The following is a 22,771-nucleotide window of genomic DNA, read 5'->3' as shown; positions in this document are numbered from 1 at the left end:
GCAGTATGAGTACCGATTCCAGTGTCCGAAGCCGTATTCAGCACGAGCTGGGCGTCCGGCCGTCGATCGATCTCGACGAGGAAATCCGCCGTCGGGTCGCCTTCCTCGCCGATTACCTGAAAGTCAGTGGGGCAGCAGGTTTAGTGCTCGGCATCAGCGGGGGGCAGGACAGCACCCTGGCAGGAAAGCTCGCTCAGTTGGCCGTTCGCGAGGCCGCGGAACTCGGTGCGCAGGCCACGTTCGTCGCAGTGCGTCTGCCGTACGGAACTCAGGCGGACGAATCCGACGCCGTCGTCGCACTCGACTTCATCGAGCCGGACCGGACGCTCACGGTCGATATCCGCGACGCCGTCGACGCCTCGGCTAGGTCGGCCGCCTCCGCTTTGGGTACCCCGCGCATTGCCGACTTCGTACGGGGAAACATCAAGGCGCGTGAACGCATGATCGCGCAATACACGATCGCAGGCCAGGAGAACCTCCTCGTGGTGGGTACCGATCATGCGGCTGAGGCGGTGACGGGCTTCTTCACCAAGTACGGTGACGGCGGCGCGGACGTCACTCCGCTGAGCGGCCTCACCAAAAGTCAAGGCGCGCAGCTCTTGCGGCACCTGGACGCGCCGGAGTCGACGTGGCGCAAAGTGCCGACAGCCGATCTGGAGGACGATCGTCCTGCGCTCCCGGACGAACAAGCTCTCGGCGTCACCTACGCACAGATCGATGCGTACCTGCAAGGCGGACCCGTCGACGACGAGGCGGTGCACACCATCGAGCGCTGGTACGACAAGACCCGACACAAGCGCACCGTTCCGGTTGGGCCGGACGATCGGTGGTGGCGTACCGCCGTCGACTGCCGGTCCTGAGGCACTGCCGACGAGATGTCACCGACGGCGGTGGATCCGGGGCAGTAGGAACCAGAACGCGACGGCCGTCGACGCCACGACAGCGGCCGCGGGGGCTGCGGCGCGCACACCGAGCACTATCTCGAACGTCAGGGCGGCAGCACCCACCAATGTCACTCCCAACATGGCGAGACCGCTGATGGCGAGTATGTTGCCGACGCGCACTATGACCCCTATTGCACGCTGCCGGAACAGGAGTCGGTGCATGCTCACGGGAGCGACCAGCAGGATGGTCGCGAGCATCGACGCCGACACCGTCATCAGATAGACCACGTGGCCGGCCGTGGACAGCCCGTCGAAGCGGGCCTGGAACGGCAGGGTCAACAAGAACCCAGTCAGAAGTTGTACACCGGTCTGTACGACACGGAGTTCCTGTAGCAACGAAGACCAATTGCGATCCAACTGCTGAGTGGGGGTTTCGTTGCGCGCTTTGTCGTTCCACGCACGGTGGTCCTCGTCCTCGTCACCTGTCGTCATCGACCAAGACTAGTGCGATCTCGACGGGCAGGCGGTGGGGATCGGACCGGTTCACGCAGTGTGTACATCCGCGGTCGACGTGCCGGTCTCACATTCTGGACACCCGGCACCGGACTCGGACGAGCCCGATGCCCCTGTTGCGGACTTTCTCAGCGACGAACCGACGGACTCGAGGGCCGAATCGATATCGGTGAAAATCGGAATCGCAGCATCGAGTCCGACCAGATGCATCGGTCGCCCCGTGGTCGGCCCGGATGCGACCACCACCAACGAGGTTGAGCAGCATGCCTTTCGGCGAGCTGCGATGAGCACGCTCATGCCGACGGAGGCCAGGAAGGACACCCCCGACAGATCGACGATCACGGCTGCAGGCGCTGCCGTGACCGCTTGTTCGATGTGGTGGGCGAGATCGGACGCGGTCGCGAGATCCACTGCTCCGTTGACCCGCAGAACAATTGCGTTGTCATGGTGTTCGCTGGCGATGCCGAGCCCGAGCAATTCGTTGTGTTTCATAGGGGGTCACCGTCCTTACCCTGTGCAGTGGCATGTTCGTCGAACGGCGCACTGCGGCGCAACCGAGACCGGCAAGGATTGCAGAACCGAGGCGAACCCGGTGCGAGCGGCGCTGTCGACTGCGGGCAGGGGCTACACCACGCTGTCCGAATCATACCCACTGTTCGTTTCTTCGTGCAGGCCGGTTCGAGGGTTCGAATGTTCGGCAACCGACTCGATCATCGCCGACGCAATCTCGCTGACCTTGATGTTTCTGTTCTGCGACTGCTCGGACAGCAGGGCGAACGCGTCGTCGGCGGAGATTCCGCGCATCGCCATGATGATTCCTTTCGCCTGGTCGATGTCAGCTCTCGTTTTCATCGCTGTCCGCAGGCCGGTGATTTCTCGTTCGGCCGACCGGGCGCGCTCGGTGATCGCGATAACGGTCTCGATCGAGGTGGCGAGCAGGGCCACCGAGACCTCGTCGAGTGGGTCGAAGCCGTCGGCACTCGTCCCGTAGATGTTCAGCGACCCGTGGCGGTTCTCGTCGGGCGTCAGCGGGGCCGACAAATAGCTGTGGACGCCCAGATCGGCCACTTCGGCAGCGAAGCGAGGCCAGCGAGCTACTGCCTCGTGCGCCTGTGCGCGAACCATACGTCCGCTGCGGATGGCGTGCAGGCAGGGGCCTTGACCAGCGCGATACTGGTCGGAATCGATGTCGTGCACAGCGGGGTCGGTGGACGCCACGGTTCGCGGTCGGCCGGTGTCGTCGAGCATGGTGATGCCGACAAGATCTGCGTCGGGAACCACGGCCGCAACCTCGGAGCACACGGCTTGAAGAACGGCATCGACGTCGGCACCGGTCAGAATCTTCCCCTTGATTCGGCGCAACGCCTGGATGTATTGCCCGATCCGGGCGAACGCCGAACCCGAGGCGTCCGGTGCGTCGTGAAGACGGTCGTCTTCGATGGAAAAGTCACTCATCTGGTGGGCTCGTTTCGGTCGGGCCCCCGCATGGACAGCAGGCAGCCACTCGTCAACTCCCGGCCCCGACTCGACCGAACGGGGTCATAATATACAGAGCCTCGCGGGTGCATTCGCACCTGTCCCGAGCGCACGCCAACGGCCCCGCCGAACGCAGAGGTGGTCGCATCCATGCCCGAGTCGGGGTATCCTACACAGTGATTGGGTGGAGACCACGCCCGCAGAATCGACTGCGGTACGAACCACGATCTTCCCCTGCCACAGTCTTCGATCTGTGGAGGTCAATGCCCATGATTCCCGAATCCTCGTCGTTTTCGATGTCCGTCGACCGCGGAGACGACGGCCCCATCGTCGTCTCGGTGCAGGGCGCACTCGAGATCCCCGGCAATACCCGCCTGTTGGCAGACTGCCTGGCGGGGTCCGTGCTCGCCGACCGACCGGTGGTGGTCGACCTGGTCGGTGTCACCGAGATCGGTGATGCCGCAACCAAGTACATCGTCGACGCGGCCCATCGGCTGTTGTGCCGTGGGTATCGCCTCACCGTCGTCCTGGCCTCCTCCGCTGCCGACCGTAATGTGCGACGGCTCAGCGAACGTGTGCACGTCGAGCGTGCCGGCTCGCTCGGTCGGGTCGTCGGCGCGTCGACGACGCCTTCGAGACCTCGAATCGCCGCAGTGGACGCACTGCAGGGGACTTACCTGTAGGTCGATAGCGCCGCGGCCCTCGTGCGGACGGTGCTGCGGAAAGCCGTGTGTGCTCGGATGTTCCGCCGGTGTCCGTCGTCGAGGCGTGGAGAAGTGGCGGTCTCGACCTGTGTATCGAGTTCTAAACCCTTGCAGTGCAAAGTGTTTGCTGGGAATTTCGGCGGGTAGCCGGATCGAGTCACCTGCTCGAACTTCGACCCGAACTGGAGTCCCTATGTTCCGACACACCGACTACCTACAATTCGATGCCAAGCCCGAGAAGCCGGATCCTGTGTACGCACACAAGCTTCAGGAGCTCATCGGTGGTGCATTCGGCGAGATGACCGTGACCATGCAGTATCTGTTCCAAGGCTGGAACTGTCGCATGGAGGGCAAGTACAAGGACCTGATCATGGACATCGCGACCGAAGAAATGGGTCACGTGGAGATGTTGGCCACCATGGTCGCTCGTCTGCTCGAAGGTGCACCGGCCACCGAGTCGACCAAGGCCGCTGCTACCGATCCCGTGGTTGCGGCAGTGATGGGTGGAATGGATCCACAGCAGGCGATCGTGTCCGGCGGCGGTGCGCTCCCGGCGGATTCCAACGGCTACCCGTGGAACGGTCGGTACATCATCGCCAGTGGCAACCTGCTCGCAGATTTTCGTGCGAACGTTGCCGCCGAGGCGCAGGGGCGGCTGCAGACCGCGCGTCTGTACAACATGACCGACGACCCGGGCGTCAAGGCCATGCTGCAGTTCAATCTCGCTCGCGATACGCACCATCAGAACCTGTGGCTCGCAGCCATTGAAGAGCTGCAAGCCGACGGACTCGAGGACGTCGTAGCACCGAGTGCACTTCTCGACGAGGAGGCATCCGAGCACGCAACCGATCTGTGGCACCTCTCGGACGGTGAGTTCTCCTCGACCGGTGGCTGGGCGAATCGGCTTGCGCCCGAAGGCAAACGGCAGATGGGGTTCCTCGCCGATCCGCAGCCTCTGGGCGGGAAGGCATCCGCGCCTGCACCCGATCCGAAGTTGTACGCGACGTACGACGGGGCCAAGGGAGATCCCGCGTCGGCCGCACTGGGTCCCGAGAAGGGCGTCATGGGGAAGATCAAGGACGCTCTGGATCCCGACGAGAAGTAGACCCGAACTCACTGTGCCGCACAGCAGTTGCGACGTGGACGTCGCGTCGCAACTGCTGGGTTCAGGCGGTCACGTCCCGCAGAACGTTCGGAACCCCGCACTGAAATCGACGGGCGCGGGTCCGGCGTAGTCCGACAACTCCACCCGACTGTCGAACGGGTTCGTCACGACCGACAGCACGCGGTCGAAGGGTGCGAGGTCGCCCTCGGTCGCCGCTGCGAGCGCAGCGTCGACCATGTGGTTGCGAGGAATATACGCGGGGTTCACTCGGTCCATTGCGTCGGCGACAGACCGAAGGTCGTGGCCCCGCTCGACCACCGCCGTCCGCCACCGCTCGAGCCACGATGCCGACGCTTCGTGCGGTACGAGGGCTGCGAAATCTGCGTCGTTGCCCCGCAGATTTTCCGCCAACGCGCGGAACGTGAGGGTCCAGTCGGCGCGGTAATGTTGCAGCAGGCCGTGCAGGTCGTCGAGGAGACTGTCGTCCGGGGCGATCCCATCGAGGCCGAGCTTGGCGGCCATCAGGTTCTCGTAGTGCTGTCGGTAGCGATCGCCGAAGGAGTCCAGGACTGCCGTGAGAGCGGTGATGGCGCGGTCCGGAACCGAATCGACCAGCGGCAGTAAGGTTTCGCCGAATCGCGCCAGGTTCCAACCGAGGACGGCGGGCTGATTGCCGTACGCGTAGCGGCCGCCGTGATCGATCGAGCTGAAGACCGTAGCGGGATCGTAGGCGTCGATGAACGCGCACGGCCCGTAGTCGATCGTCTCGCCGGAGATCGTCGTGTTGTCCGTGTTCATGACACCGTGTACGAAGCCGACCGACATCCACTGCGCCACCAGCGCTGCTTGTCTGTCGACGACGGTCTCGAAGAACGCCCGGTAGCGACTCTCCGCGCCCTCTGCCGGCAGGTCGGCCAGTTCGGGATAATGACGCGCGATGGCGTAGTCGGCCAGGCTCTGCGCGAGGCCCTCGCGGCGGGCCGCGAACTCGAAGGTCCCCACTCGCAGGTGGCTCGAGGCAACCCGAGCCAGCACTGCACCGGCTTGCGGACCTGCTTCTCGCACCACCTGCTCACCCGTCGTCACGACGGCCAAGGAGCGGGTGGTCGGGATGTGCAGCGCGTGCATGGCCTCGCTGATCAGGTACTCGCGCAGCATCGCACTCACCACCGCGCGCCCGTCGCCGCCGCGAGAGAACGGCGTAGCGCCCGAGCCTTTCAGATGCAGATCGACTCGTCGGCCGTGTTCGTCGTGCAGCTCGCCCAGCAGCAGGGCTCGACCGTCGCCGAGCAACGGCACGAATCCGCCGAACTGATGACCGGCGTACGCCATGGCCGAGGGGGTCGAATCGGCCGGTGCGAGAGCTCCCGACAACACCCGTACGCCCTGCTGGGAGCGCAGCATCGACGGGTCGAGCCTCAGTGACCTGGCGAGGTTCTCGTTGAGGATCAGCACCCGCGGATCCGGTGCAGGTGCGCCCTGCCACGGCACCGTGAGGCCAGGAACATCGTCCACCAGGGTCGACGACAGTCCCAATGAAGGCGGGACCGATGGAGGTGGGCCGTCGGTCGCAGCTACCGGTCCCGTCGCGAATTCACTCATACTCCAGGGGTACCACGAGATCGGGTACTCACACCGCCGGTTGAACGTGCGGCTGATTCTGCGTGATGCAGTGAATGCCGCCCCCGCGGGCGAAGATCGGCCGAGCGTCGACGCTGACGACGGTTCGGCCCGGGTACGCCGCCGACAGAATGGCGGCGGCTTCCTCGTCCGCGTGATCGCCGAAGCTACAGGCGATGACGCCGTCGTTGACGACGTAGTGGTTGATGTAGCTGTAGTCGACGAAGCCTTCGTCGTCGCGGAGAACCTGTGGTGCCGGAACTTTCACGATCGTCCACTTTTCGCCACGCGCGTCGGTGCTGTTCTCGAACACCTCGAGCACGGCCTTGCTCACCTCGTGATCGGGATGCTCGGGGTTGCGTTGGTCGTGCACCAGAACGACGCCGGGCGAGGGGATTGCAGCGACGATGTCGACGTGGCCTCGGGTTCCGAACTCTTCCGAGTCACGGGTGAGTCCTCGGGGGAGCCAGATCACCGTGGTCGCACCGATCGTGCGGGCCAGTTCGGCCTCGATATCGGCTTTGGACAGCGTGGGATTGCGGCCGGGATCGAGTTGTACCGTCTCGGTGACGAGGACTGTGCCCAGCCCGTCGACCTGAATTCCGCCGCCCTCGTTGACGATCGGCGATTCGACCGATTCCGCGCCGGAGTTCCGGACGACGAATGCGCCGATTTTCGAGTCCTTGTCCCAGCGCGCCCAGTCCTGTGCGCCCCAGCCGTTGAACACCCAGTCGACGCCGCCGAGGCGGCCGTCCTCGGACACTACGAACGTCGGTCCGATGTCGCGCATCCACGCGTCGTTCAGCGGTGCCTCGAGGATGTCCACCTCGAATGTGCTCTCGGCCGAGAGGTAAGTGCGTGCGACGGCAGTTTCGTCGGGGTCGACGACGACCGTCACCGGCTCGAATCGTGCGACCGCGTGCGCTACCTCGGCCCATGCGGTTCTCGCGTCGTGCTGCTCCTCGGCAGTCGCACCCAGGGAGTAGCCCGCGGACGGATAGGCCATCCATGTCCGTTGGTGCCGAGCGCCTTCCGCCGGCATCCGCCACTGCATCACTGCCTCCCAAGCGCAGCGGTGGGCATACCGTGGCCGATTCTCGACACGATGTCTGCGGCGGTGCGATGGCCCATCCGTACTGCGCCGTCGACGTGCTGGTAGCCCTCCGCGGCAATATCGGAGCAGGAGAAGTGAATCGGGCCGACAGGTGTGCGGCTGTCCTTGCCGTAGCGGTGCAGACCGCCCAGATCGAAGCTGGCCGCGTACGCACCACGGGTCCATTCTTCCGAACCCCAGTCCGACTCGTAGTATACGACCGGTTCGGTTGCCTTGGGCCCCAAGTAATGTGCGATGGATTCGAGGATCTTCGTGCGGCGCTCCTGTTCGTCGAGCTCGAACATCGCGTCGGCCTTGGCGTCGGACACGAAGCCGACCAGTGTCCCGCGGCTGTCCTGATGGTTGGTGTTGTCGTACACCTCCTGCACGATCTCTGAGGCACCGAAGCCGGTTCCCGACAGCCCGTCCTCGCGCCAGAACGGGGTGTCGTAGACGGCGTGAACCTTGATCACGAGTCCCAGCGACTGATGTTGGTGCATCTGATGCTGGCGGCGCGGGAGCGGCGGGTCGTAGGAGATGCGCGAGTACAGGTTCGGCTGAACGGCGAGAACGACGCGCTTGGCGTGTACCTCGATGCCGCCGTCGGCGAATACCGTTGCGCCGTCGGAGTTCCACCGCGCCGTTCGCACCGGCGCGTCGAGGATGACGTCGTCGCCGAGGGCGGCCGCCATGCGGATCGACACCTGCTGCATACCGCCGACGACGCGCTTGTCGAGGATGAAGTTCTCGTCGACCAGGTGCGAGAACGAACCGGCCGACGCGGCCATCAAGACTGCTTGCAGAGCCGAGAATGCGTGCGCAGGTTTGGTCAGCATGCCGCCGGCGATGAACATGCCGATGTTTCCTCGTGCCTCGGCATCGTCGGACTCACGAATCAGCCACTGCTCGAACGAGATCGTGTCGAGTTCACGGGCAAGCGGGTGCGCCCACGGCTCCTCGGGGCCGACCTGGGCGGCCAAGTCGTCCAGCAGCGCGACGAGGCGGTCCATCTCTTTCGCTGTGGTCTCGTCCACGGGGAACGAGTCGCCCGAGTAACGGGTTCGCTCACCGGCGGCGGAGATGTAGACCGACTCGCCGTCGCGGTACCGGTCGAACGTCTCGAGGCCGAGTTCGCCGAGTAGCGCGATCAGTGACTCCTGATCGGGGGAGACCCACTGGCCGCCGATTTCGAGGCTCGCGCCGTCGATCGTGTCGGTCCATGTTCGTCCACCGACGCGGTCTCGCGCTTCCAGTACCGCGACGGACAATCCCGCCTTGCGGAGCGCGGTTGCAGCGGCCAGTCCGGAAGGGCCGGCGCCCACGATAGCGACGTCTCGTTCGAGAGTGGGCACTGTCGAGCTCCTTCGGTTGCAATACTGCTGTTTCGGCCGTACGTATCTCGATTCTGTACGGGATCGGTCCCGAAGCACATGCGACGAAGTGGCTACTCCCGAGTGATCTCACACTCCTTTTCGGACAACAGGTGCCTGGCTCTTCGCCGTCGCGACGAAACGCCGGTCACCGGGCCTGAGACTCGGCTTCGCTGAATTGCTCGGCCCCGGATCTGTCGACACTGTGCTGGCGTCTGAGCATTTCTCGGTGACCGTAGGTGGCGTTGAGGATGTCGCTGCGATCGGACACCGACGAGCCCACTGCTCCGGCGACCGTGCCCAACGATGCCGCCAGCCACGCCAGGGAGAGGTAGTCGGTCGTGTTCGCTTCACGCTCGATCTGAGCAGTGAGGAATTCGGGCGAAATCACCACGGCAGCAGAGAGCAACACGACCGCGAACAGGACCGCATACATGCACAGCACGCCGGCCAGGACGGTACCGAGAGTGGCGGAGTTGTAGATCCACCGATCTGTCGTCGAGGATCGGAACCGTCGGTGCTCCCAGAGGCCGTGCGGAAAGATGAGCCACACCGTGATGGCCACGATGGCCGCGATGCCGATCAGCGTGAGTCGGGCAGGCGTCATCGAGGCGGCCATCTGCCAGATGCTCGCGTAGAACACACCGAATGCCGACGCGGCGCTCGCGGCGGCGAGCACACTCGACAGCGCGGGGACCAGACGCCACGGCCGATTACAGCGAATCATGCCCAGCACCATGCGCGTTCGGCCGAACATGCCGGGCGTGAGCAGGATCCGCTCGCCGCCACCGGCGGGGTCGGGGCCCGGAGCCCACTTGGACATCGACCGTCGTAGATGCGGCCGCGAGGCGGTGTCGCTGTCGAGAAGGTCGTGCACGATCGCGATGGCCACCGCCACGGCGCGACGCCGTACGCCGATGGTCCCGAACGAGGGTACGTACAACGCACCGGTCGAACCGTCACGCAATTCCGCGACGACGGGACTGGCTCCGACCCGTCGCGGAACCTCGGAGATGCACAGCACCAGGTCGAATGTGTTGGTGGACTGGACGGCCTCGAGCCACTGACCCAACGGGGCAGAACCCGCCTCGGTGGGAGGCAACGTCACGGCCGGCCTGGCCGTGTCCAGCCGGGCGTCGGTCCCGTCGATCGTGATTGTGGGTGGGAGTTCCTTTTCGATCGCGGCAGCAATCGTCGACGCGAATCCCTCGTCGGCCACCACCCCGATCGTGATCGTTCGTTGTCCTTCGTTTTCGGCCCCCGAGCCGTTGTCTGTCTTGTCGAAAACCATCTTGTCGCGGTACCCGGGAGCAGGCACCCTCACACACCACCCGGACGTCAGCACACGGGTTCGGGTTCACCGTCAGGGATCTGGAAGCGGCTACGCAGTGCGTCCAGTTGTCGGTGTAGTTCGTACAGCGCCTGTTTCTGAGCGCGGGCCTCGTCGGTGTGCCACCGCGCGCTGCGGGCGTCGTTCACTCGAAAGGCCTTGTGGGCGTAGTTCTCGGAGATTTCGATTCTGCTCGACGTCGACGCAATTTCGGCCGAGAGCATCTCGGCGAATACGCGGGCCTGAGCCACATCAGAACTGTCCGGCACGGCGATCCTCTCCGAATGTGGCTGGATACTCGCGATCACCATAACCGACCTGAAAAAGACCGCTGGATCGGTTTTTCCGTACAAACTCTGCGACAAGGGCGAGACGCACACTGTGTCTGCTGTAACGGGTAGTAGTCTGCTGTTCGTGCCCGCGACCCCGGACGGATCCGCCACCCTGCGCGGATGTGCCGTCGGCGCACTGACAGCGTCGATCACCGCCGCCGCGCACGCGTTCGGCGGCGGCATGTTCCCCTCCGACGCCGCGATCGTCCTGTTGGCTCTGGTGTGCGCGGGACTCGGTTACACCGCCGCCGTAGTGCCGATCCTTCTCGCGCCTCGCCTGCAGCTGACGGCGACGCTGGCCGCTGCGCAGACGCTCGGACACGTGCTGTTGACGACCGTCGACGGCGATCATCACGGTTCGGTGCTCACACAACAGATGCTCGCGGCCCACGCGATCGCGATCGTCGTCGGCGCGGTGATCGTGCACGGGGCCGAGCGTGGGATCTCGCGGGCGGCCACCGTTGTCCGTCGAGTACTCCCGATGCCGGCAGTCCTCGTCGTCGACGATTCGCGGCTCGCTCCGCCGCTTCCGGTGTACCGGGCACCGGGCGCTCACCGGCTCCTGGATCTTTCGGGCTCCGGGAACCGCGGACCGCCTGTCCCGTCGTACTGACCGCAGCCTCCCACCACAACCGCTCCTGTTCGGCGCGAGTGCTCGGGGCTGCGGCGCATTCCTTCACGCGCACAGCATGATTCGCTCGACGTCGAGTCGAGCCGTGCCCGCAGCGCGCGCCCACCCCTGCCTTCACGAAACGAGCTCTCATGTCCACACCGGAAATGGAACGCGTCGCCGATCCGTCCCCACCCACCCGTCCGGTCAGCCCTCGCAGCTGGCGTCCATTGATCCTTCGGCTGCACTTCTACGCGGGCATCCTCATCGCACCGTTCATCCTGATCGCCACCGTCAGCGGGGGCCTATATGCCGTCGCTCCGACCATCGAACAACTCGTCTACCGCGACTACCTGCACGTCGACTCCACAGGACCGGCCGTCCCGGTCGCACAACAGATTCGTGCCGCTCAGGCCGAGAGGCCCGATCTGACCGTGTCGGCCGTGCGGCCCGCCGCCGACGTCGGCGACACCACCCGAGTGATGTTCACCGACCCGACTCTCGGCGAATCGCGACGGCTGGCCGTCTTCGTCGATCCGGCCACGGCGTCGCCGGTGGGCGAACTGGCCGTCTACGGCTCCTCGAGCTCATTGCCGGTCAGGACGTGGATCTCCGAATTGCACCGACACCTGCACCTCGGTGAACCGGGCCGGATCTACAGCGAACTGGCCGCATCGTGGTTGTGGGTGATCGCGCTCGGTGGCCTGTACCTGTGGATCGAGCGCTATCGGCGCAACGAAGGCAGGACGACCCTGCTCATCTTCGATCGTAAGTCGAAGGGCCGCAACAGGTCTCTGAACTGGCATGGCGTAGCCGGTATCTGGATCGCCGTAGGTCTGATCTTCCTGTCCGCCACCGGACTCACGTGGTCGACCTACGCGGGCGCGAACGTCACCGACCTCCGTGCGGCATTGAGCTGGACCACCCCCGCCGTCGCCACGACCATCGGGTCCGCCGACCCGGCGACCATGGGGGATCACTCGGATCACGGTGGTCATTCGATGGACATGTCGGCCGTTTCCTCGGCGACCGACAGTAATGTCGGCCACATCGATTCGGTGCTCGACACTGCCGCAGCGAACGGCATCGACGGAGCGGTGGAGGCATCCATCCCGTCGTCGGACGACGTGGCGTTCGTGGTCGCCGAAACCCGTCAGCCCTGGGTGATGTCGAACAACTCGATCTCGATCGACGGCAGCACCGGCGCGGTGATCGACACCCAGTACTTCGCCGACTGGCCGGTGGCAGCCAAGCTGGCGGCCTGGGGAATTCAGTTGCACATGGGGACCCTGTTCGGCGTGGCCAATCAGCTTGCGCTGGTTGCACTTTCGCTCGCCTTGGCATCGGTCATCGTACGCGGCTACATGATGTGGTGGAAGCGTCGACCCACGAAGAGCACCGGACTCACCGCAGGCCGGCCGCCTCTGCGTGGGGGACTGCGCCGCATCTCGCCGATCTCGGTGGTGCTTCTCGCCGTGGTTGCAGTGGCGGTCGGCTGGTTCCTGCCCTTGTTGGGTCTGAGTCTGGTCGCCTTCCTCGCGGTCGACTTCATGGTCGGATACATCAGGCGGCCTGCGCACTGACGCGAGGAGGACGACGCTCTCTCGCCGGTCGGTCCGATTGTTTCTGCCGTCCTCGGGATACTCGGAGACCATGCCCGAAGGTGACACCGTCCATGCGCTCGCCGCGCGATTGCGGCGAGCGCTGGACGGCGTCACGCTACGGGCAGGGCGACTGAACGTGCCCGCACACGCGGTCGAGAATCTCGCCGGGCGAACCGTCGTCGCGCATCGGACTCATGGCAAGCATCTCTTCACCGATTTCGACGACGACACCACGTTGCACACCCACCTCCGCATGACGGGATCGTGGACGGTGGTGCGGGCCGGTCGCTCGATACCGCGGCGGGTGCAGCCCGATGTTCGGGTGCGCTTGTCCGCGGTGGACGGCCCGACGGCCTACGGCATTCTGTTGCCGGTCGTCGACTATGGGTACACCGCATCGGTGAATGAGCTGGTTGCGCATCTGGGACCTGACCCATTGCATCCTGAGTTCGACGTCGATCGTGCGGCATCGAACATCCTCGCGCAGGGTTCTCGGCCGATCGTCTCTACTCTCTTGGACCAGCGGGTAATCGCCGGACCTGGGAATCTGTGGGCGAACGAGCTGTGTTTTCTGCGTGGATTGTGGCCCTGGGCTCCGTCGGCAGGCGTCGACGCGGAGAAGTTGGTGACTCTGCTCGAGCGGGCGATGCGGCATTCAGCGAGCACCCCCGGGGCAATGCAGGTGACCACCGGCGACACCCGTCGCGGCCGGACTCACTGGGTTGCCGGTCGGGCCGGTAAACCGTGTCTGCGGTGCGCGACCGTCATTCGTGTCGAGGCCGAAGTGCCGAACGACCCCGATCGACGTCGAACCTGGTGGTGTCCGCACTGCCAACCGGAGCCTGGGCGTTGACCACGGGCGGGGTCAGAACGTCGAGTTCGTCGGGTGGTCGGCGTCGACCAGGTTGCGGGCAACGGTGTGCAGGGGAAGGTTCTGTTGCTGCGACAGTTTCGCCAGTAGGTCGAAAGCTTGTACCGCATCGAGGTCGTAGCGTTCCATGATCATGCCTTTTGCTTGGCCGATGATGTCCCGGCTGGCCAAGCCGGTCCGGAACTGCTCGTTGTCGCGGGCACTGAGCATTGCGATGGCAGCATGCGCAGCCAAGGCCTCGCCTATCGCTACCGCGTCGGCGTCGAACGCTCCGGTGACGTCGCTGTACAACACCAGGGCCCCGAGGTCATCGGCGTTGCTGTAGAGCTGGAAGGCCGAGAGCGACTTGAAACCGGCCTCGACGGCCATCGCAGCGAACTGCGGCCATCGCGGTTCGGTTGCCAGATCGTAGGACACGACGACGTCGAGGTGTCGGACCTCGGTGGGAATCGGACCTTCGTCGAGCTCGTACTGCAGCCGACACAGCTTCTCGGCGATCGGGTCCGTCGATGCGACGACTGTGCGCTCACCCTTGTTCACCGTGGTGATGCACCCAGTGGTTGCGCCCGGAATGAGCCGAATAGCCATTCGGAGAATCTCACTCAACGTCTGCGGCATCGACCGATGAGTGTCGCGCAGCGATCGAGCGAACTGTGCAAGCGACAGTGCTTCGGACGTTCGAGACAGGTCTTGCTCGGCCGGTGAATCAGTCATTCACACGATCCTCTCGCGCGGTGGACCTTCGACGTCACCGCGTCGGCAAGATCCTCGATCGTGCGCCTGCTTCTGGACGCCCTGTTGCGACCTCGCGGTCGGCTCAGTGGATTTTATACGGTTCGTGACACGGTGGTCCGGTGAGTGCCCTCGCTCCTCGTCACCGGATGCACGAAGGGCCGCCGATCATTCGATCGACGACCCTTCCGGACACTGCGTCCTACTTGAAGGTGTCCTTGATGTTCTCGCCGACCTTCTTGACGCCGGCCGAACCCTGATCCTTCTTGCCCTCGGCCTCGAGGTCCTTGTTGTTCGTTGCGTCGCCGACAACTTCCTTCGCCTTGCCGATGGCGTCCTCTGCTGCGTTCTTGGCCTTGTCGATGAAGCTCATGTCGAGTTCCTCTCTCTGTTCGGGTTGTTCCTGAAGTGTTGGTCGGAGCTCGGCCGGCGAAGCGCACGTCTCGATTGTGAGATCTGGGTCACACCGATCGCCGGAGCGTCGACGTTTCCGCAGGCTCGCCTCTGGCTACATTCGACCGATGATGGTCGCGAAGGTGGACAACTTCCAGCGTAGGCACCCCTCGGCGGGTTTCCCGCTGGCAGTGCTGTACAAATTTCTGGACGACCGGGGCGGCTACCTCGCGGCACTGATCGCCTACTACTCGTTCCTGTCGCTGTTTCCCCTGTTGCTGCTGTTCACCACGGTGCTGGGAATCGTGCTGGCCGGAGACCCGGAGCTGCAGACCCGCATCATCGACTCGGCCATGAGCCAGATCCCGGTCATCGGTGATCAGCTCGGTCAGCCGGATCGCCTCAGTGGCGGAACCACAGCCATCGTCATCGGCGTGGTCGGCTCGCTCTACGGCGGACTCGGAGTGTCACTGGCCGTGCAGTACGCGATGAACACCGCGTGGTCGGTGCCGCGCAACGAGCAACCGGATCCCATCAAGGGTCGGCTGCGCGGATTGTTGCTGCTCAGTACGGTCGGCACGGCGATCATCGGACTGACGGTGCTGAACGGCGTCGCGTCCTCGGGTGTGTTCGGATTCGCCGGTGGTGCGCTCGCACTCGTCGGAGCGGTGGTGGTCAACGCGGCCGTCTTCACCGCGGCTTTCCGAATCGGCACCGCGCGGGATCTGAGTGTGCGCGAGGTACTCCCCGGTGCGGCGATCGCGGCGGTCGTCTGGCAGGCGCTGCAGTCGTTCGGCGGCATCTACATTCGCTACGTCGTGGGCAACGCGAGTGCAAGCAACGGCATCTTCGCCATCGTCCTCGGCCTGCTGGGTTTCCTGTACGTCTCCTCGGTGCTGATCGTGCTGTGTATCGAGATCAACGCCGTGCGCGTCGACCACCTGCACCCACGGGCTCTGCTGACGCCGTTCACCGACAACGTCGAACTCACCGAGGGTGACAAGAACTCCTACACCGGACAGGCAGAAGCCCAGCGCAACAAGGGTTTCCAAGACATCACCGTCACATACGACGAGCCGGACTCGGTGGCGGGCGAGGACTCGTCGAGCACGTGAGCGACTGATTCGGCTCCGCAAACGCGCGCGCGTTTGCGAGGACCGGGGCGGCGGAGACCGGGGCGGGGACTGATCGGCTCCGCGAACGCGCGCGCATTCGTCGGATGCGCGCGGAATAGCTTGGCGATCGGGCACTATTCCGCGCGCGGATGGCAAACGCGCGCGCGTTTGCGGAGACCGGGGCGGCGGAGACCGGGGCGGCGAGGACCGGGGCGGCGGGGACCGGGGCGGCGGGACTGAGCGGCGTGGTGACGAGCTGACGCCGGTCGACACCTCGACCGGTAACTCGAACGACTGAGCTCAGTGTCCACAATTCGTGCCCTGGAGCGGGATCCCGTGACCGGCGGCGAATTGTGGACACTCAGCACAGCCGATCGGGCTGAGTCGAGGCGTCGCCGGCCGGTCAGAAAAGTTTTCGACCAATTTCGCGAAAGCGCATGCGCAAGCGCTTGTATGCGTCTTAAGCTCCTGCAATCGAGCGACGCGACCTGCGTAGCAAGGACAAGGGAGTCCACATGTTCAATAACCGTCGGAAGACCACGCTGACGATCGGAACCGCGTTGATGGCCGGTTCCCTCGTGTTCGGACTGACCGCATGCAGCGGTTCGGATTCGGACAGCGTCAAGGTCGGGCTCATCACCAAGACGGACTCCAATCCGTACTTCGTGAAGCTCCGCGAGGCAGCTCAGGCCAAGGCGGATTCCAGCGGAGCCGAACTGGTCGCTCTCGCAGGTGCATTCGACGGTGACAACGAGGGTCAGGTCGCAGCGATCGAGAACCTGGTCGGCCAGGGTGTCAAAGGCATTCTGATCACCCCCAACTCCTCGACCGGCGTGCTCGACGCGATCAAGAAGGCACGCGACGCAGGCGTCGTCGTCATCGCCCTCGACACTGCCACCGATCCAGAGGACGCGGTGGACGCCACATTCGCGACCGACAACAAAGCGGCAGGCGTCAGCCAGGGCGAATGGGTCAAGGGCACGCTGGGAACTACTGCGCCCCAGGTCATCATGCTCGACGGCACCGCAGGCGGCACCGTCGACACGTTCCGTCACGACGGCTTCCTCGAAGGAATGGGCCTGACCGACAGCTCGTCGGAGATCGTCGGCCAGGAGAACACCAACGGCGACCAGACCAAGGCGCAGACGGCCATGGAGAACTTGCTGCAGCGTGCACCGGGCGTCAACGCGCTCTACACGATCAACGAGCCCGCCGCGGCGGGTGCCTACCAGGCGATTCAGTCCGCGGGCCGCGCCGATCAGATCACCATCGGCTCGATCGACGGTAGCTGCACCGGTATCGCGAACGTCAAGTCCGGCATCATCGGCGCGACGGTGCTGCAGTTCCCGGCGAAGATGGCCGAGCAGGGTGTCGACGCTGTGGTCAAGTTCGCCCAGGACGGTACCAAGCCCAGTGGCTTCAACGACACCGGTTCTCAGCTGGTCACCGACAAGCCTGTTGCCGGAATCGAATCCAAGGACACCGCATGGGGCGAAGCGAATTGCTGGGGCTGATCGCAGAAATCCGTCGAGGACCAGGAACTGATTCGTGAGTACCGATACCGCTGCGCCTCCCACGGCACCGAGCCGGTTCAACGTGGGAACCATCCTGCGTGAACCGCTGCTCGGTCCACTGGCCGCGCTCGTCATCGCCATCATCGTGTTCAGCTCGATTTCGAGCTCGTTTCTCAACCCGCAGAACGTTTCTCTGATTCTGCAGCAGTCCGTGGTGGTCGGCATTCTTGCCGTCGGCCAGACGCTCATCATCCTCACCTCCGGTATCGATCTGTCGATCGGTGCGGTGGCCGTGATGGGCACCATCGTCATGGCGCAGACCGCAGGTGCCAACGGACCGATCGTGGCGCTCGGTTCGACGCTCGCCGTCTGTGTCGCGTTCGGAGCGATCAACGGCGGCTTGGTGACGGTACTGCGGTTGCCGCCGTTCATCGTCACGCTGGGTACCTTCACCGCGATCCAGGCGGCCACGAGATTGTTGGCCGGATCCGAGACGTACCAGGTGCCGAGCGGACCGCTGACTCTGCTGGGGACGTCGTTCAAGATCGGCAGCTTCTCCACCACCTACGGAGTGGTGGTGATGCTGCTCGTCTACGCAGTGATGTGGTACGCACTGTCCCAAACATCCTGGGGCAGGCACATATACGCGGTGGGTGGTAGCCCGCAGGCCTCGGACCGCTCCGGCATCAAGTCCGGTCGCGTGCTGTTCTCGGTGTACATCGTCACGGGTGTCATCGCCGCGATCGCGGCATGGGCAGCGCTCGGACGCATCCCCAACGCCGACCCGAATGCGTATCAGAACGCCAACCTCGAAACGATCACTGCCGTCGTCATCGGCGGAACCAGCCTGTTCGGTGGCCGCGGCACCGTCATCGGGACTCTCATCGGAACCCTGATAGTCGGGGTGTTGCGCAACGGACTCACCCAGGCCGGCGTCGACAGCCTGTACCAGAACGTCGCGACCGGCATTCTCGTCATCGTCGCGGTGGCCGTCGATCAATTCGCACGCAGGAGGTCACAGTGAATGCCCCCCTCGCTCTGGAAGCACGTGGTCTGGTCAAGACCTACGGCAGCGTGACGGCCATCAACGGAGCCGATTTCGAGTTGCGCGCCGGTGAGGTACTGGCAGTGATCGGCGACAACGGTGCCGGGAAGTCCAGTCTCATCAAGGCTTTGGCCGGTGCAGTCATACCGGACTCGGGTGAGATCCTGATGAACGGCTCGCCGGTGTCGTTCAAGAACACCCGCGACGCGCGCGCGGCCGGGATCGAGACGGTCTATCAGGACCTGGCCGTCATTCCCGCGCTCGACATCGCCTCGAACGTCTACCTCGGACGTGAGATCAAGCGCAAAGGCATCAGCGGCAGCATCTTTCGGCGATTGGACATGCCGAGAATGCGCGAGGAGTCGTCGAAGCATCTGCAGGACCTCAAGATCGGCATCAAGTCGGTCAACCAGGCCGTCGAGACGCTGTCCGGTGGGCAGCGTCAGGGCGTCGCAGTGGCGCGAGCAGCGGCGTTCGGCCGCGGGGTGATCATCATGGACGAGCCGACCGCAGCTCTGGGCGTGCGGGAATCAGGCATGGTGATCGACCTGATCCGAACGATTCGCGACCGCGGGATACCCGTGGTGCTCATCAGCCACGACATGCCGCACGTGTTCGAGGTGGCCGACCGGATCCACATCCACCGCCTCGGTAGGCGCGCAGGCGTCGTGGATCCGAAGAAGCGCACCATGTCCGAGGTCGTCGCGCTCATGACCGGCGCGGAGGAGCCGACCGATGAGGAACGCGCCGGCCTCTGAGTCGCCGCGCCCCGTCGGCGTTTTCGTCGGGCTGGCGACACTCGATGTGATCCATCGAGTGTCGTCGCCCCCGGCGTCGAACCAGAAGATCACCTCGAACGCGCAGTTCGTCGCAGCCGGCGGGCCTGCCGCCAATGCCGCCGTCACGTTCGCTGCACTGGGCGGTACGGCCATTCTCGTCACCGCCCTCGGGGACGATCCGGTGGCTGCCCTGGTCAAGGCCGAACTTGCGGAATGCGATGTGCGCGTAGTCGACTCGCTTACGGGAACCACAAGGCCGGTACCCGTCTCGGCCGTGACGGTGATCGACTCGACGGGAGACCGGTCGGTCGTCTCGGCCGACGCCGTGCACTCCGACGCCGCGCCGCCGAACGATCTCGATGCCGTACTCGCCGGTGCCGACGTCGTACTCGTCGACGGCCACCACCCCCTGATCGCCCGCGCCGCCGTGGAACATGCGGCGGCGCGGGATACCACTTCGGTCGTCGACGCCGGACGCTGGAAACCGGTGATGACCGAGCTGATTCCGTTCGTCACGGACATGGTGTGCTCAGCGGACTTTCGCACTCCCGGAGCGTCGGACACCGCTGCCACCGCAGCGACGCTGGTGCGCTCCGGCGTACGCACCGTCGTCACCACCCACGGTGGAGAGCCCGTCGAATTCTGGTCCGAGGGCAACTCTGGCTCCGTGGCCGTCGAGGCGGTCACCGTGGTCGATACACTGGGAGCCGGCGACGTCTTCCACGGCGCGTACGCGTACTACTCGACGCAGTCCGGCTCCGTGCAGGAGCGTATTTGCCGGTCGGCTCGCGTTGCGGCGCTGCGCTGTTCGGTCATCGGCCCCAGAGCATGGCTACGCGAACTTCCCACCCACGGACTCGAAAGCGACAACAGTGAGCAATGACCGACAGGTGCAGGAAGCATCCCTCGACGAACTCGTGGAGCTGGCCGGGCGGCTCGCCGTGCCGGGAGAGCGGCACATCCTCGGCCTGACCGGTGCTCCGGGTGCCGGAAAGTCCACCGTGGCACAGCAGTTGGTGGATGCACTGGGCCCCGAGCTTTCGGTGCTGGTTCCGATGGACGGATTTCACCTGGCGAACGAGGTGTTGATCGAACTGGGTCGGCTCGATCGCAAAGGCGCACACGATACTTTCGACGACGATGGCTACGCACGGCTTATCGCTGCCGTTCACGATCAACGCCCCGGCGATCCACTGGTGTACGCACCGAAGTTCAGGCGAGAGATCGAGGAATCGATCGGTTCCGCCGTACCGGTCCCGTCGAACGTTCCGTTGGTGATCACCGAGGGCAACTACCTGCTGATGCAATCCGACGCATGGCCTACTGCACGGGCCATGATCGACGAGGTCTGGTTCCTGGCCCCGCACACGGCCGTTCGGCACGAGCGTCTCGTCGCGCGGCACGAGGCCTACGGGAAATCACCCGAGGAAGCGCAGTTCTGGGCGTTGGGTTCGGACGAGCGCAACGCCGAGCTCATCGGCTCGACCGCCCAGCGCGCCGATCGAATCCTGCGATTGACATGAGACCGCCTCCGTCCGACATCCACGGGGACGACTGACATGCCCACCATGGACGACGTCGCTCGTATCGCCGGAGTGTCGGTATCGACGGTCTCGCACGTGCTCAACGGAACTCGCAAGGTCAACCCGGCCACCCGGCAACGCGTCGACGCTGCCATCGTCGAGATCGGGTACCGACGCAACGTCTTGGCGCGTTCTCTCGCGGCCGGTAGGACACACACGGTGGGCCTGTCGATCGCGGCGCTGACCAATCCGTATTTCGGCAGCCTCGTCTATGCCGTCGAGCAGCGGTTGTCGGAGGCAGGCTACGTGTTGATTCTGGGTGATTCGCACGACGAGCCGACGTCGGAGCGCCGGGTCACCGATTCTCTGCTGGACCGTCAGGTCGACGGCATGATTCTTGCGCCTGCGGCCGGCTCGGAAGAGTCGACGATTCCCGAGATCATGCGCAGTGGAACACCCCTCGTGCTGATCGACCGTATGCTCGATCTTCCGTGCGACCAGGTGGGGCCGGAGAACGAGCAATCCGCGTACGAGCTGACGGCCCATCTGCTCGACGCCGGACACGAGCGAATTGCGATAGTCCGCGGAATCGAGGGTATCTCCTCCACCACGGAGCGTTTCGCAGGTTATGCCAGGGCGCTCGCCGACCGGGGAATCGAACTCGACCCTCGGTTGATCCTCGAGGGTAGGTCCAACGTGGACGTGGCCGAGGCGCAAGTACGTCGACTGCTGACGGACTCGGACCGGCCTTCGGCTCTGGTGTCCATGAACAACTCGATGACCATCGGTTCACTCAAAGCAGTTCGCGGCCTTGGTTTGTCGATTCCCGACGACCTGGCCTTCGTGTGCTACGACGATTTCGAGTGGTCCGATCTGTTCGAGCCGCGTTTGACGGCTGCCGCGCAGGACGTGCAGACCATCGGCAGAACCGCCGCCGACCTGTTGATCGGTCGAATCGAAGGCCGTGACGACGCACCGCGGTCGATTTTGGTACCGACGACGTTCACCCATCGCAATTCGTGCGGCTGCGCTGCAGCAGCACGCTGAAGACCAGCCGCACCCGAAAGAGAGATCAGCCCATGCCGATTGCCAGCCCAGAACAGTATGTCGCCATGTTGGACCGCGCGAAGGAGGGCGGGTTCGCGTACCCGTCGATCAACGTCACCAGCTCGCAGACCCTCAACGCGGCGCTGCAAGGTTTCGCCGAAGCAGAGAGCGACGGCATCATCCAGGTGTCGGTCGGTACCGCGCTGTACCTGTCCGGCAATGCCGTGCAGAATCGATTCGCCGGCTCCAAGGCGCTCGCACAGTACGCTCACGAAGTCGCACAACACTATTCGATTTCGGTGGCACTGCACACCGATCATTGCCCCGCCGAGAATCTCGACGACTGGGTCAGGCCACTACTGGCCGACGCGATCGACCGACGCTCCCGCGGCCTGGCACCGCTGTACCAATCACACATGTGGGACGGCTCGGCTGTGCCGCTCGACGAAAACCTGCGTATTGCACGCGAACTGCTCGATCTGTCGGTCCAGGCCGACACCATTCTCGAGATCGAGGTGGGAGTGATCGGCGGGGAAGAAGACGGGGTGTCGCACGAGATCAACGAGCAGCTGTATTCCACCGTCGACGACGCCCGCGCCACCATCGCCGCGCTCGGTGCCGGGGAGCGCGGTCGCTACATGACGGCACTGACCTTCGGCAACGTCCACGGCGTCTACAACCCGGACTCGGTCCATCTACGCCCCGAGATTCTCGACGAGATTCAGTCCGTCATCGGTGCCGAAACCGGAAAGGACAAGCCGTTCGACCTCGTCTTCCACGGTGGATCGGGCTCGAGTGCCGCCGACATCGCGTCGGCAGTGGCGAGCGGGGTGATCAAGATGAACATCGACACCGACACCCAGTACGCGTTCACCAGGTCCATCGCGGGCCACATGATCGGCAAATACGACCAGGTTCTCAAGATCGACGGCGCATACGGCAACAAGAAGGCCTACGACCCCCGATCGTGGGGCAAGCCGGCCGAGTCGGCCATGGCAGCACGCGTGGTCGAGGCAACCCAGATGCTCGGCTCGGTCGGACGCACGATGCGGTGAAGTTTTTCGGTCGAGCGTGTAGATATCGGACGACCGGCTCCGTCCCAGGGTCGAAT

24 protein-coding genes are annotated in these 22,771 nt (G+C 64.6%); 14 read left to right on the top strand and 10 right to left on the bottom strand.

Annotation, left to right across the window (positions count from 1 at the left end; translation table 11 throughout):
* Positions 1-5: 5 nt before the first annotated feature.
* A complete protein-coding gene (nadE, locus tag E4P29_RS06795; protein WP_135043046.1) occupies positions 6-860 on the top strand; it encodes an ammonia-dependent NAD(+) synthetase in 855 nt (284 codons plus the stop codon).
* Positions 861-878: 18 nt separating this feature from the next.
* Here nadE and E4P29_RS06790 read toward each other — a convergent pair whose 3' ends face one another.
* From E4P29_RS06790 to E4P29_RS06780, 3 genes are all read right to left on the bottom strand, one after another.
* The gene (locus E4P29_RS06790) at positions 879-1,376 is read right to left on the bottom strand and encodes a DUF6328 family protein (RefSeq protein WP_032369156.1); all 498 of its coding nucleotides are present in this window, start codon (positions 1,374-1,376) and stop codon (positions 879-881) included.
* A 51-nt stretch (positions 1,377-1,427) separates the two neighbouring features.
* Positions 1,428-1,889 carry an STAS domain-containing protein gene (locus E4P29_RS06785; RefSeq protein WP_135043044.1) on the bottom strand — a complete coding sequence of 154 codons (462 nt, stop codon included), beginning with the start codon at positions 1,887-1,889 and terminating at the stop codon, positions 1,428-1,430.
* A gap of 132 nt (positions 1,890-2,021) precedes the next feature.
* Positions 2,022-2,852, bottom strand: coding sequence for a GAF and ANTAR domain-containing protein (locus E4P29_RS06780; RefSeq protein WP_135043042.1), 831 nt, complete (start codon positions 2,850-2,852; stop codon positions 2,022-2,024).
* A gap of 284 nt (positions 2,853-3,136) precedes the next feature.
* Here E4P29_RS06780 and E4P29_RS06775 point away from each other — a divergent pair, with 284 nt between their 5' ends.
* Positions 3,137-3,556, top strand: coding sequence for a hypothetical protein (locus E4P29_RS06775; RefSeq protein ID WP_135043040.1), 420 nt, complete (start codon positions 3,137-3,139; stop codon positions 3,554-3,556).
* A 214-nt stretch (positions 3,557-3,770) separates the two neighbouring features.
* On the top strand, positions 3,771-4,682 hold the full coding sequence (locus E4P29_RS06770) for a manganese catalase family protein (protein WP_135043038.1): 912 nt from the start codon (positions 3,771-3,773) through the stop codon (positions 4,680-4,682).
* Between the two features lie 69 nt (positions 4,683-4,751).
* On the opposite strand, the gene E4P29_RS06765 is transcribed toward E4P29_RS06770, so the two are convergent.
* The 5 genes from E4P29_RS06765 to E4P29_RS06745 form a co-directional block, all read right to left on the bottom strand.
* A complete protein-coding gene (locus E4P29_RS06765; protein ID WP_135043036.1) occupies positions 4,752-6,284 on the bottom strand; it encodes a protein adenylyltransferase SelO in 1,533 nt (510 codons plus the stop codon).
* 28 nt (positions 6,285-6,312) lie between these two features.
* Positions 6,313-7,356 carry an agmatine deiminase family protein gene (locus E4P29_RS06760; RefSeq protein ID WP_135043034.1) on the bottom strand — a complete coding sequence of 348 codons (1,044 nt, stop codon included), beginning with the start codon at positions 7,354-7,356 and terminating at the stop codon, positions 6,313-6,315.
* Positions 7,356-8,747, bottom strand: coding sequence for an NAD(P)/FAD-dependent oxidoreductase (locus E4P29_RS06755; protein WP_135043033.1), 1,392 nt, complete (start codon positions 8,745-8,747; stop codon positions 7,356-7,358). The genes E4P29_RS06760 and E4P29_RS06755 overlap by 1 nt, the downstream gene beginning before the upstream one ends.
* Before the next feature lie 166 nt (positions 8,748-8,913).
* Entirely contained in the window at positions 8,914-10,083 is a 1,170-nt protein-coding gene (locus E4P29_RS06750; RefSeq protein WP_245154196.1) for a hypothetical protein, read from the bottom strand.
* A 20-nt stretch (positions 10,084-10,103) separates the two neighbouring features.
* Entirely contained in the window at positions 10,104-10,364 is a 261-nt protein-coding gene (locus tag E4P29_RS06745; RefSeq protein WP_135043031.1) for a hypothetical protein, read from the bottom strand.
* 145 nt (positions 10,365-10,509) lie between these two features.
* Between E4P29_RS06745 and E4P29_RS06740 the strand changes: the two genes are divergently transcribed.
* From E4P29_RS06740 to E4P29_RS06730, 3 genes are all read left to right on the top strand, one after another.
* On the top strand, positions 10,510-11,040 hold the full coding sequence (locus E4P29_RS06740; protein WP_135043029.1) for a hypothetical protein: 531 nt from the start codon (positions 10,510-10,512) through the stop codon (positions 11,038-11,040).
* A gap of 149 nt (positions 11,041-11,189) precedes the next feature.
* Positions 11,190-12,620, top strand: coding sequence for a PepSY domain-containing protein (locus E4P29_RS06735; protein WP_135043027.1), 1,431 nt, complete (start codon positions 11,190-11,192; stop codon positions 12,618-12,620).
* Between the two features lie 70 nt (positions 12,621-12,690).
* The gene (locus E4P29_RS06730) at positions 12,691-13,494 is read left to right on the top strand and encodes a DNA-formamidopyrimidine glycosylase family protein (protein WP_135043025.1); all 804 of its coding nucleotides are present in this window, start codon (positions 12,691-12,693) and stop codon (positions 13,492-13,494) included.
* 12 nt (positions 13,495-13,506) lie between these two features.
* Here E4P29_RS06730 and E4P29_RS06725 read toward each other — a convergent pair whose 3' ends face one another.
* On the bottom strand, positions 13,507-14,226 hold the full coding sequence (locus E4P29_RS06725) for a GAF and ANTAR domain-containing protein (protein WP_135043023.1): 720 nt from the start codon (positions 14,224-14,226) through the stop codon (positions 13,507-13,509).
* Between the two features lie 220 nt (positions 14,227-14,446).
* Complete coding sequence (locus E4P29_RS06720) at positions 14,447-14,617, bottom strand: CsbD family protein (protein ID WP_027495724.1); 171 nt, start codon at positions 14,615-14,617, stop codon at positions 14,447-14,449.
* Between the two features lie 151 nt (positions 14,618-14,768).
* Here E4P29_RS06720 and E4P29_RS06715 point away from each other — a divergent pair, with 151 nt between their 5' ends.
* The 8 genes from E4P29_RS06715 to fbaA all read left to right on the top strand — a co-directional run bounded on the left by E4P29_RS06715 (position 14,769) and on the right by fbaA (position 22,715).
* Positions 14,769-15,752 (top strand): YhjD/YihY/BrkB family envelope integrity protein, encoded by a 984-nt coding sequence (locus E4P29_RS06715; protein ID WP_135043532.1) that lies wholly within the window; start codon positions 14,769-14,771, stop codon positions 15,750-15,752.
* A gap of 515 nt (positions 15,753-16,267) precedes the next feature.
* Positions 16,268-17,266 (top strand): substrate-binding domain-containing protein, encoded by a 999-nt coding sequence (locus E4P29_RS06710; RefSeq protein WP_135043021.1) that lies wholly within the window; start codon positions 16,268-16,270, stop codon positions 17,264-17,266.
* A 34-nt stretch (positions 17,267-17,300) separates the two neighbouring features.
* Positions 17,301-18,290 (top strand): ABC transporter permease, encoded by a 990-nt coding sequence (locus tag E4P29_RS06705; RefSeq protein ID WP_135043019.1) that lies wholly within the window; start codon positions 17,301-17,303, stop codon positions 18,288-18,290.
* Positions 18,287-19,069, top strand: a complete 783-nt coding sequence (locus tag E4P29_RS06700; protein WP_135043017.1) for an ATP-binding cassette domain-containing protein — start codon at positions 18,287-18,289, stop codon at positions 19,067-19,069. The genes E4P29_RS06705 and E4P29_RS06700 overlap by 4 nt, the downstream gene beginning before the upstream one ends.
* The gene (locus E4P29_RS06695) at positions 19,047-19,973 is read left to right on the top strand and encodes a PfkB family carbohydrate kinase (protein ID WP_135043015.1); all 927 of its coding nucleotides are present in this window, start codon (positions 19,047-19,049) and stop codon (positions 19,971-19,973) included. The genes E4P29_RS06700 and E4P29_RS06695 overlap by 23 nt, the downstream gene beginning before the upstream one ends.
* Positions 19,963-20,613, top strand: a complete 651-nt coding sequence (locus E4P29_RS06690) for a nucleoside/nucleotide kinase family protein (RefSeq protein WP_135043013.1) — start codon at positions 19,963-19,965, stop codon at positions 20,611-20,613. Before E4P29_RS06695 ends, E4P29_RS06690 begins: the two co-directional genes overlap by 11 nt.
* A 36-nt stretch (positions 20,614-20,649) precedes the next feature.
* On the top strand, positions 20,650-21,660 hold the full coding sequence (locus tag E4P29_RS06685; protein ID WP_135043011.1) for a LacI family DNA-binding transcriptional regulator: 1,011 nt from the start codon (positions 20,650-20,652) through the stop codon (positions 21,658-21,660).
* Positions 21,661-21,692: 32 nt separating this feature from the next.
* Positions 21,693-22,715 carry a class II fructose-bisphosphate aldolase gene (fbaA, locus tag E4P29_RS06680; protein WP_135043009.1) on the top strand — a complete coding sequence of 341 codons (1,023 nt, stop codon included), beginning with the start codon at positions 21,693-21,695 and terminating at the stop codon, positions 22,713-22,715.
* The last annotated feature ends 56 nt before the right edge of the window (positions 22,716-22,771 follow it).

This window comes from Rhodococcus sp. 1R11, from assembly GCF_004563845.1.
Classification (GTDB): Bacteria; Actinomycetota; Actinomycetes; order Mycobacteriales; family Mycobacteriaceae; genus Rhodococcoides.
The sequence above is the reverse complement of the archived record's forward strand: the minus strand, read 5'-3'. Positions and strand labels throughout refer to the sequence as shown.

Bases quoted from the DNA above. Each gene is read 5' to 3' on its own strand.
- nadE (WP_135043046.1), top strand. From the start codon at position 6: ATGAGTACCGATTCCAGTGTCCGAAGCCGTATTCAGCACGAGCTGGGC.
- E4P29_RS06790 (WP_032369156.1), bottom strand. From the start codon at position 1,376: ATGACGACAGGTGACGAGGACGAGGACCACCGTGCGTGGAACGACAAA.
- E4P29_RS06785 (WP_135043044.1), bottom strand. From the start codon at position 1,889: ATGAAACACAACGAATTGCTCGGGCTCGGCATCGCCAGCGAACACCAT.
- E4P29_RS06780 (WP_135043042.1), bottom strand. From the start codon at position 2,852: ATGAGTGACTTTTCCATCGAAGACGACCGTCTTCACGACGCACCGGAC.
- E4P29_RS06775 (WP_135043040.1), top strand. From the start codon at position 3,137: ATGCCCATGATTCCCGAATCCTCGTCGTTTTCGATGTCCGTCGACCGC.
- E4P29_RS06770 (WP_135043038.1), top strand. From the start codon at position 3,771: ATGTTCCGACACACCGACTACCTACAATTCGATGCCAAGCCCGAGAAG.
- E4P29_RS06765 (WP_135043036.1), bottom strand. From the start codon at position 6,284: ATGAGTGAATTCGCGACGGGACCGGTAGCTGCGACCGACGGCCCACCT.
- E4P29_RS06760 (WP_135043034.1), bottom strand. From the start codon at position 7,356: ATGCAGTGGCGGATGCCGGCGGAAGGCGCTCGGCACCAACGGACATGG.
- E4P29_RS06735 (WP_135043027.1), top strand. From the start codon at position 11,190: ATGTCCACACCGGAAATGGAACGCGTCGCCGATCCGTCCCCACCCACC.
- E4P29_RS06730 (WP_135043025.1), top strand. From the start codon at position 12,691: ATGCCCGAAGGTGACACCGTCCATGCGCTCGCCGCGCGATTGCGGCGA.
- E4P29_RS06725 (WP_135043023.1), bottom strand. From the start codon at position 14,226: ATGACTGATTCACCGGCCGAGCAAGACCTGTCTCGAACGTCCGAAGCA.
- E4P29_RS06720 (WP_027495724.1), bottom strand. From the start codon at position 14,617: ATGAGCTTCATCGACAAGGCCAAGAACGCAGCAGAGGACGCCATCGGC.
- E4P29_RS06715 (WP_135043532.1), top strand. From the start codon at position 14,769: ATGGTCGCGAAGGTGGACAACTTCCAGCGTAGGCACCCCTCGGCGGGT.
- E4P29_RS06710 (WP_135043021.1), top strand. From the start codon at position 16,268: ATGTTCAATAACCGTCGGAAGACCACGCTGACGATCGGAACCGCGTTG.
- E4P29_RS06695 (WP_135043015.1), top strand. From the start codon at position 19,047: ATGAGGAACGCGCCGGCCTCTGAGTCGCCGCGCCCCGTCGGCGTTTTC.
- E4P29_RS06685 (WP_135043011.1), top strand. From the start codon at position 20,650: ATGCCCACCATGGACGACGTCGCTCGTATCGCCGGAGTGTCGGTATCG.
- fbaA (WP_135043009.1), top strand. From the start codon at position 21,693: ATGCCGATTGCCAGCCCAGAACAGTATGTCGCCATGTTGGACCGCGCG.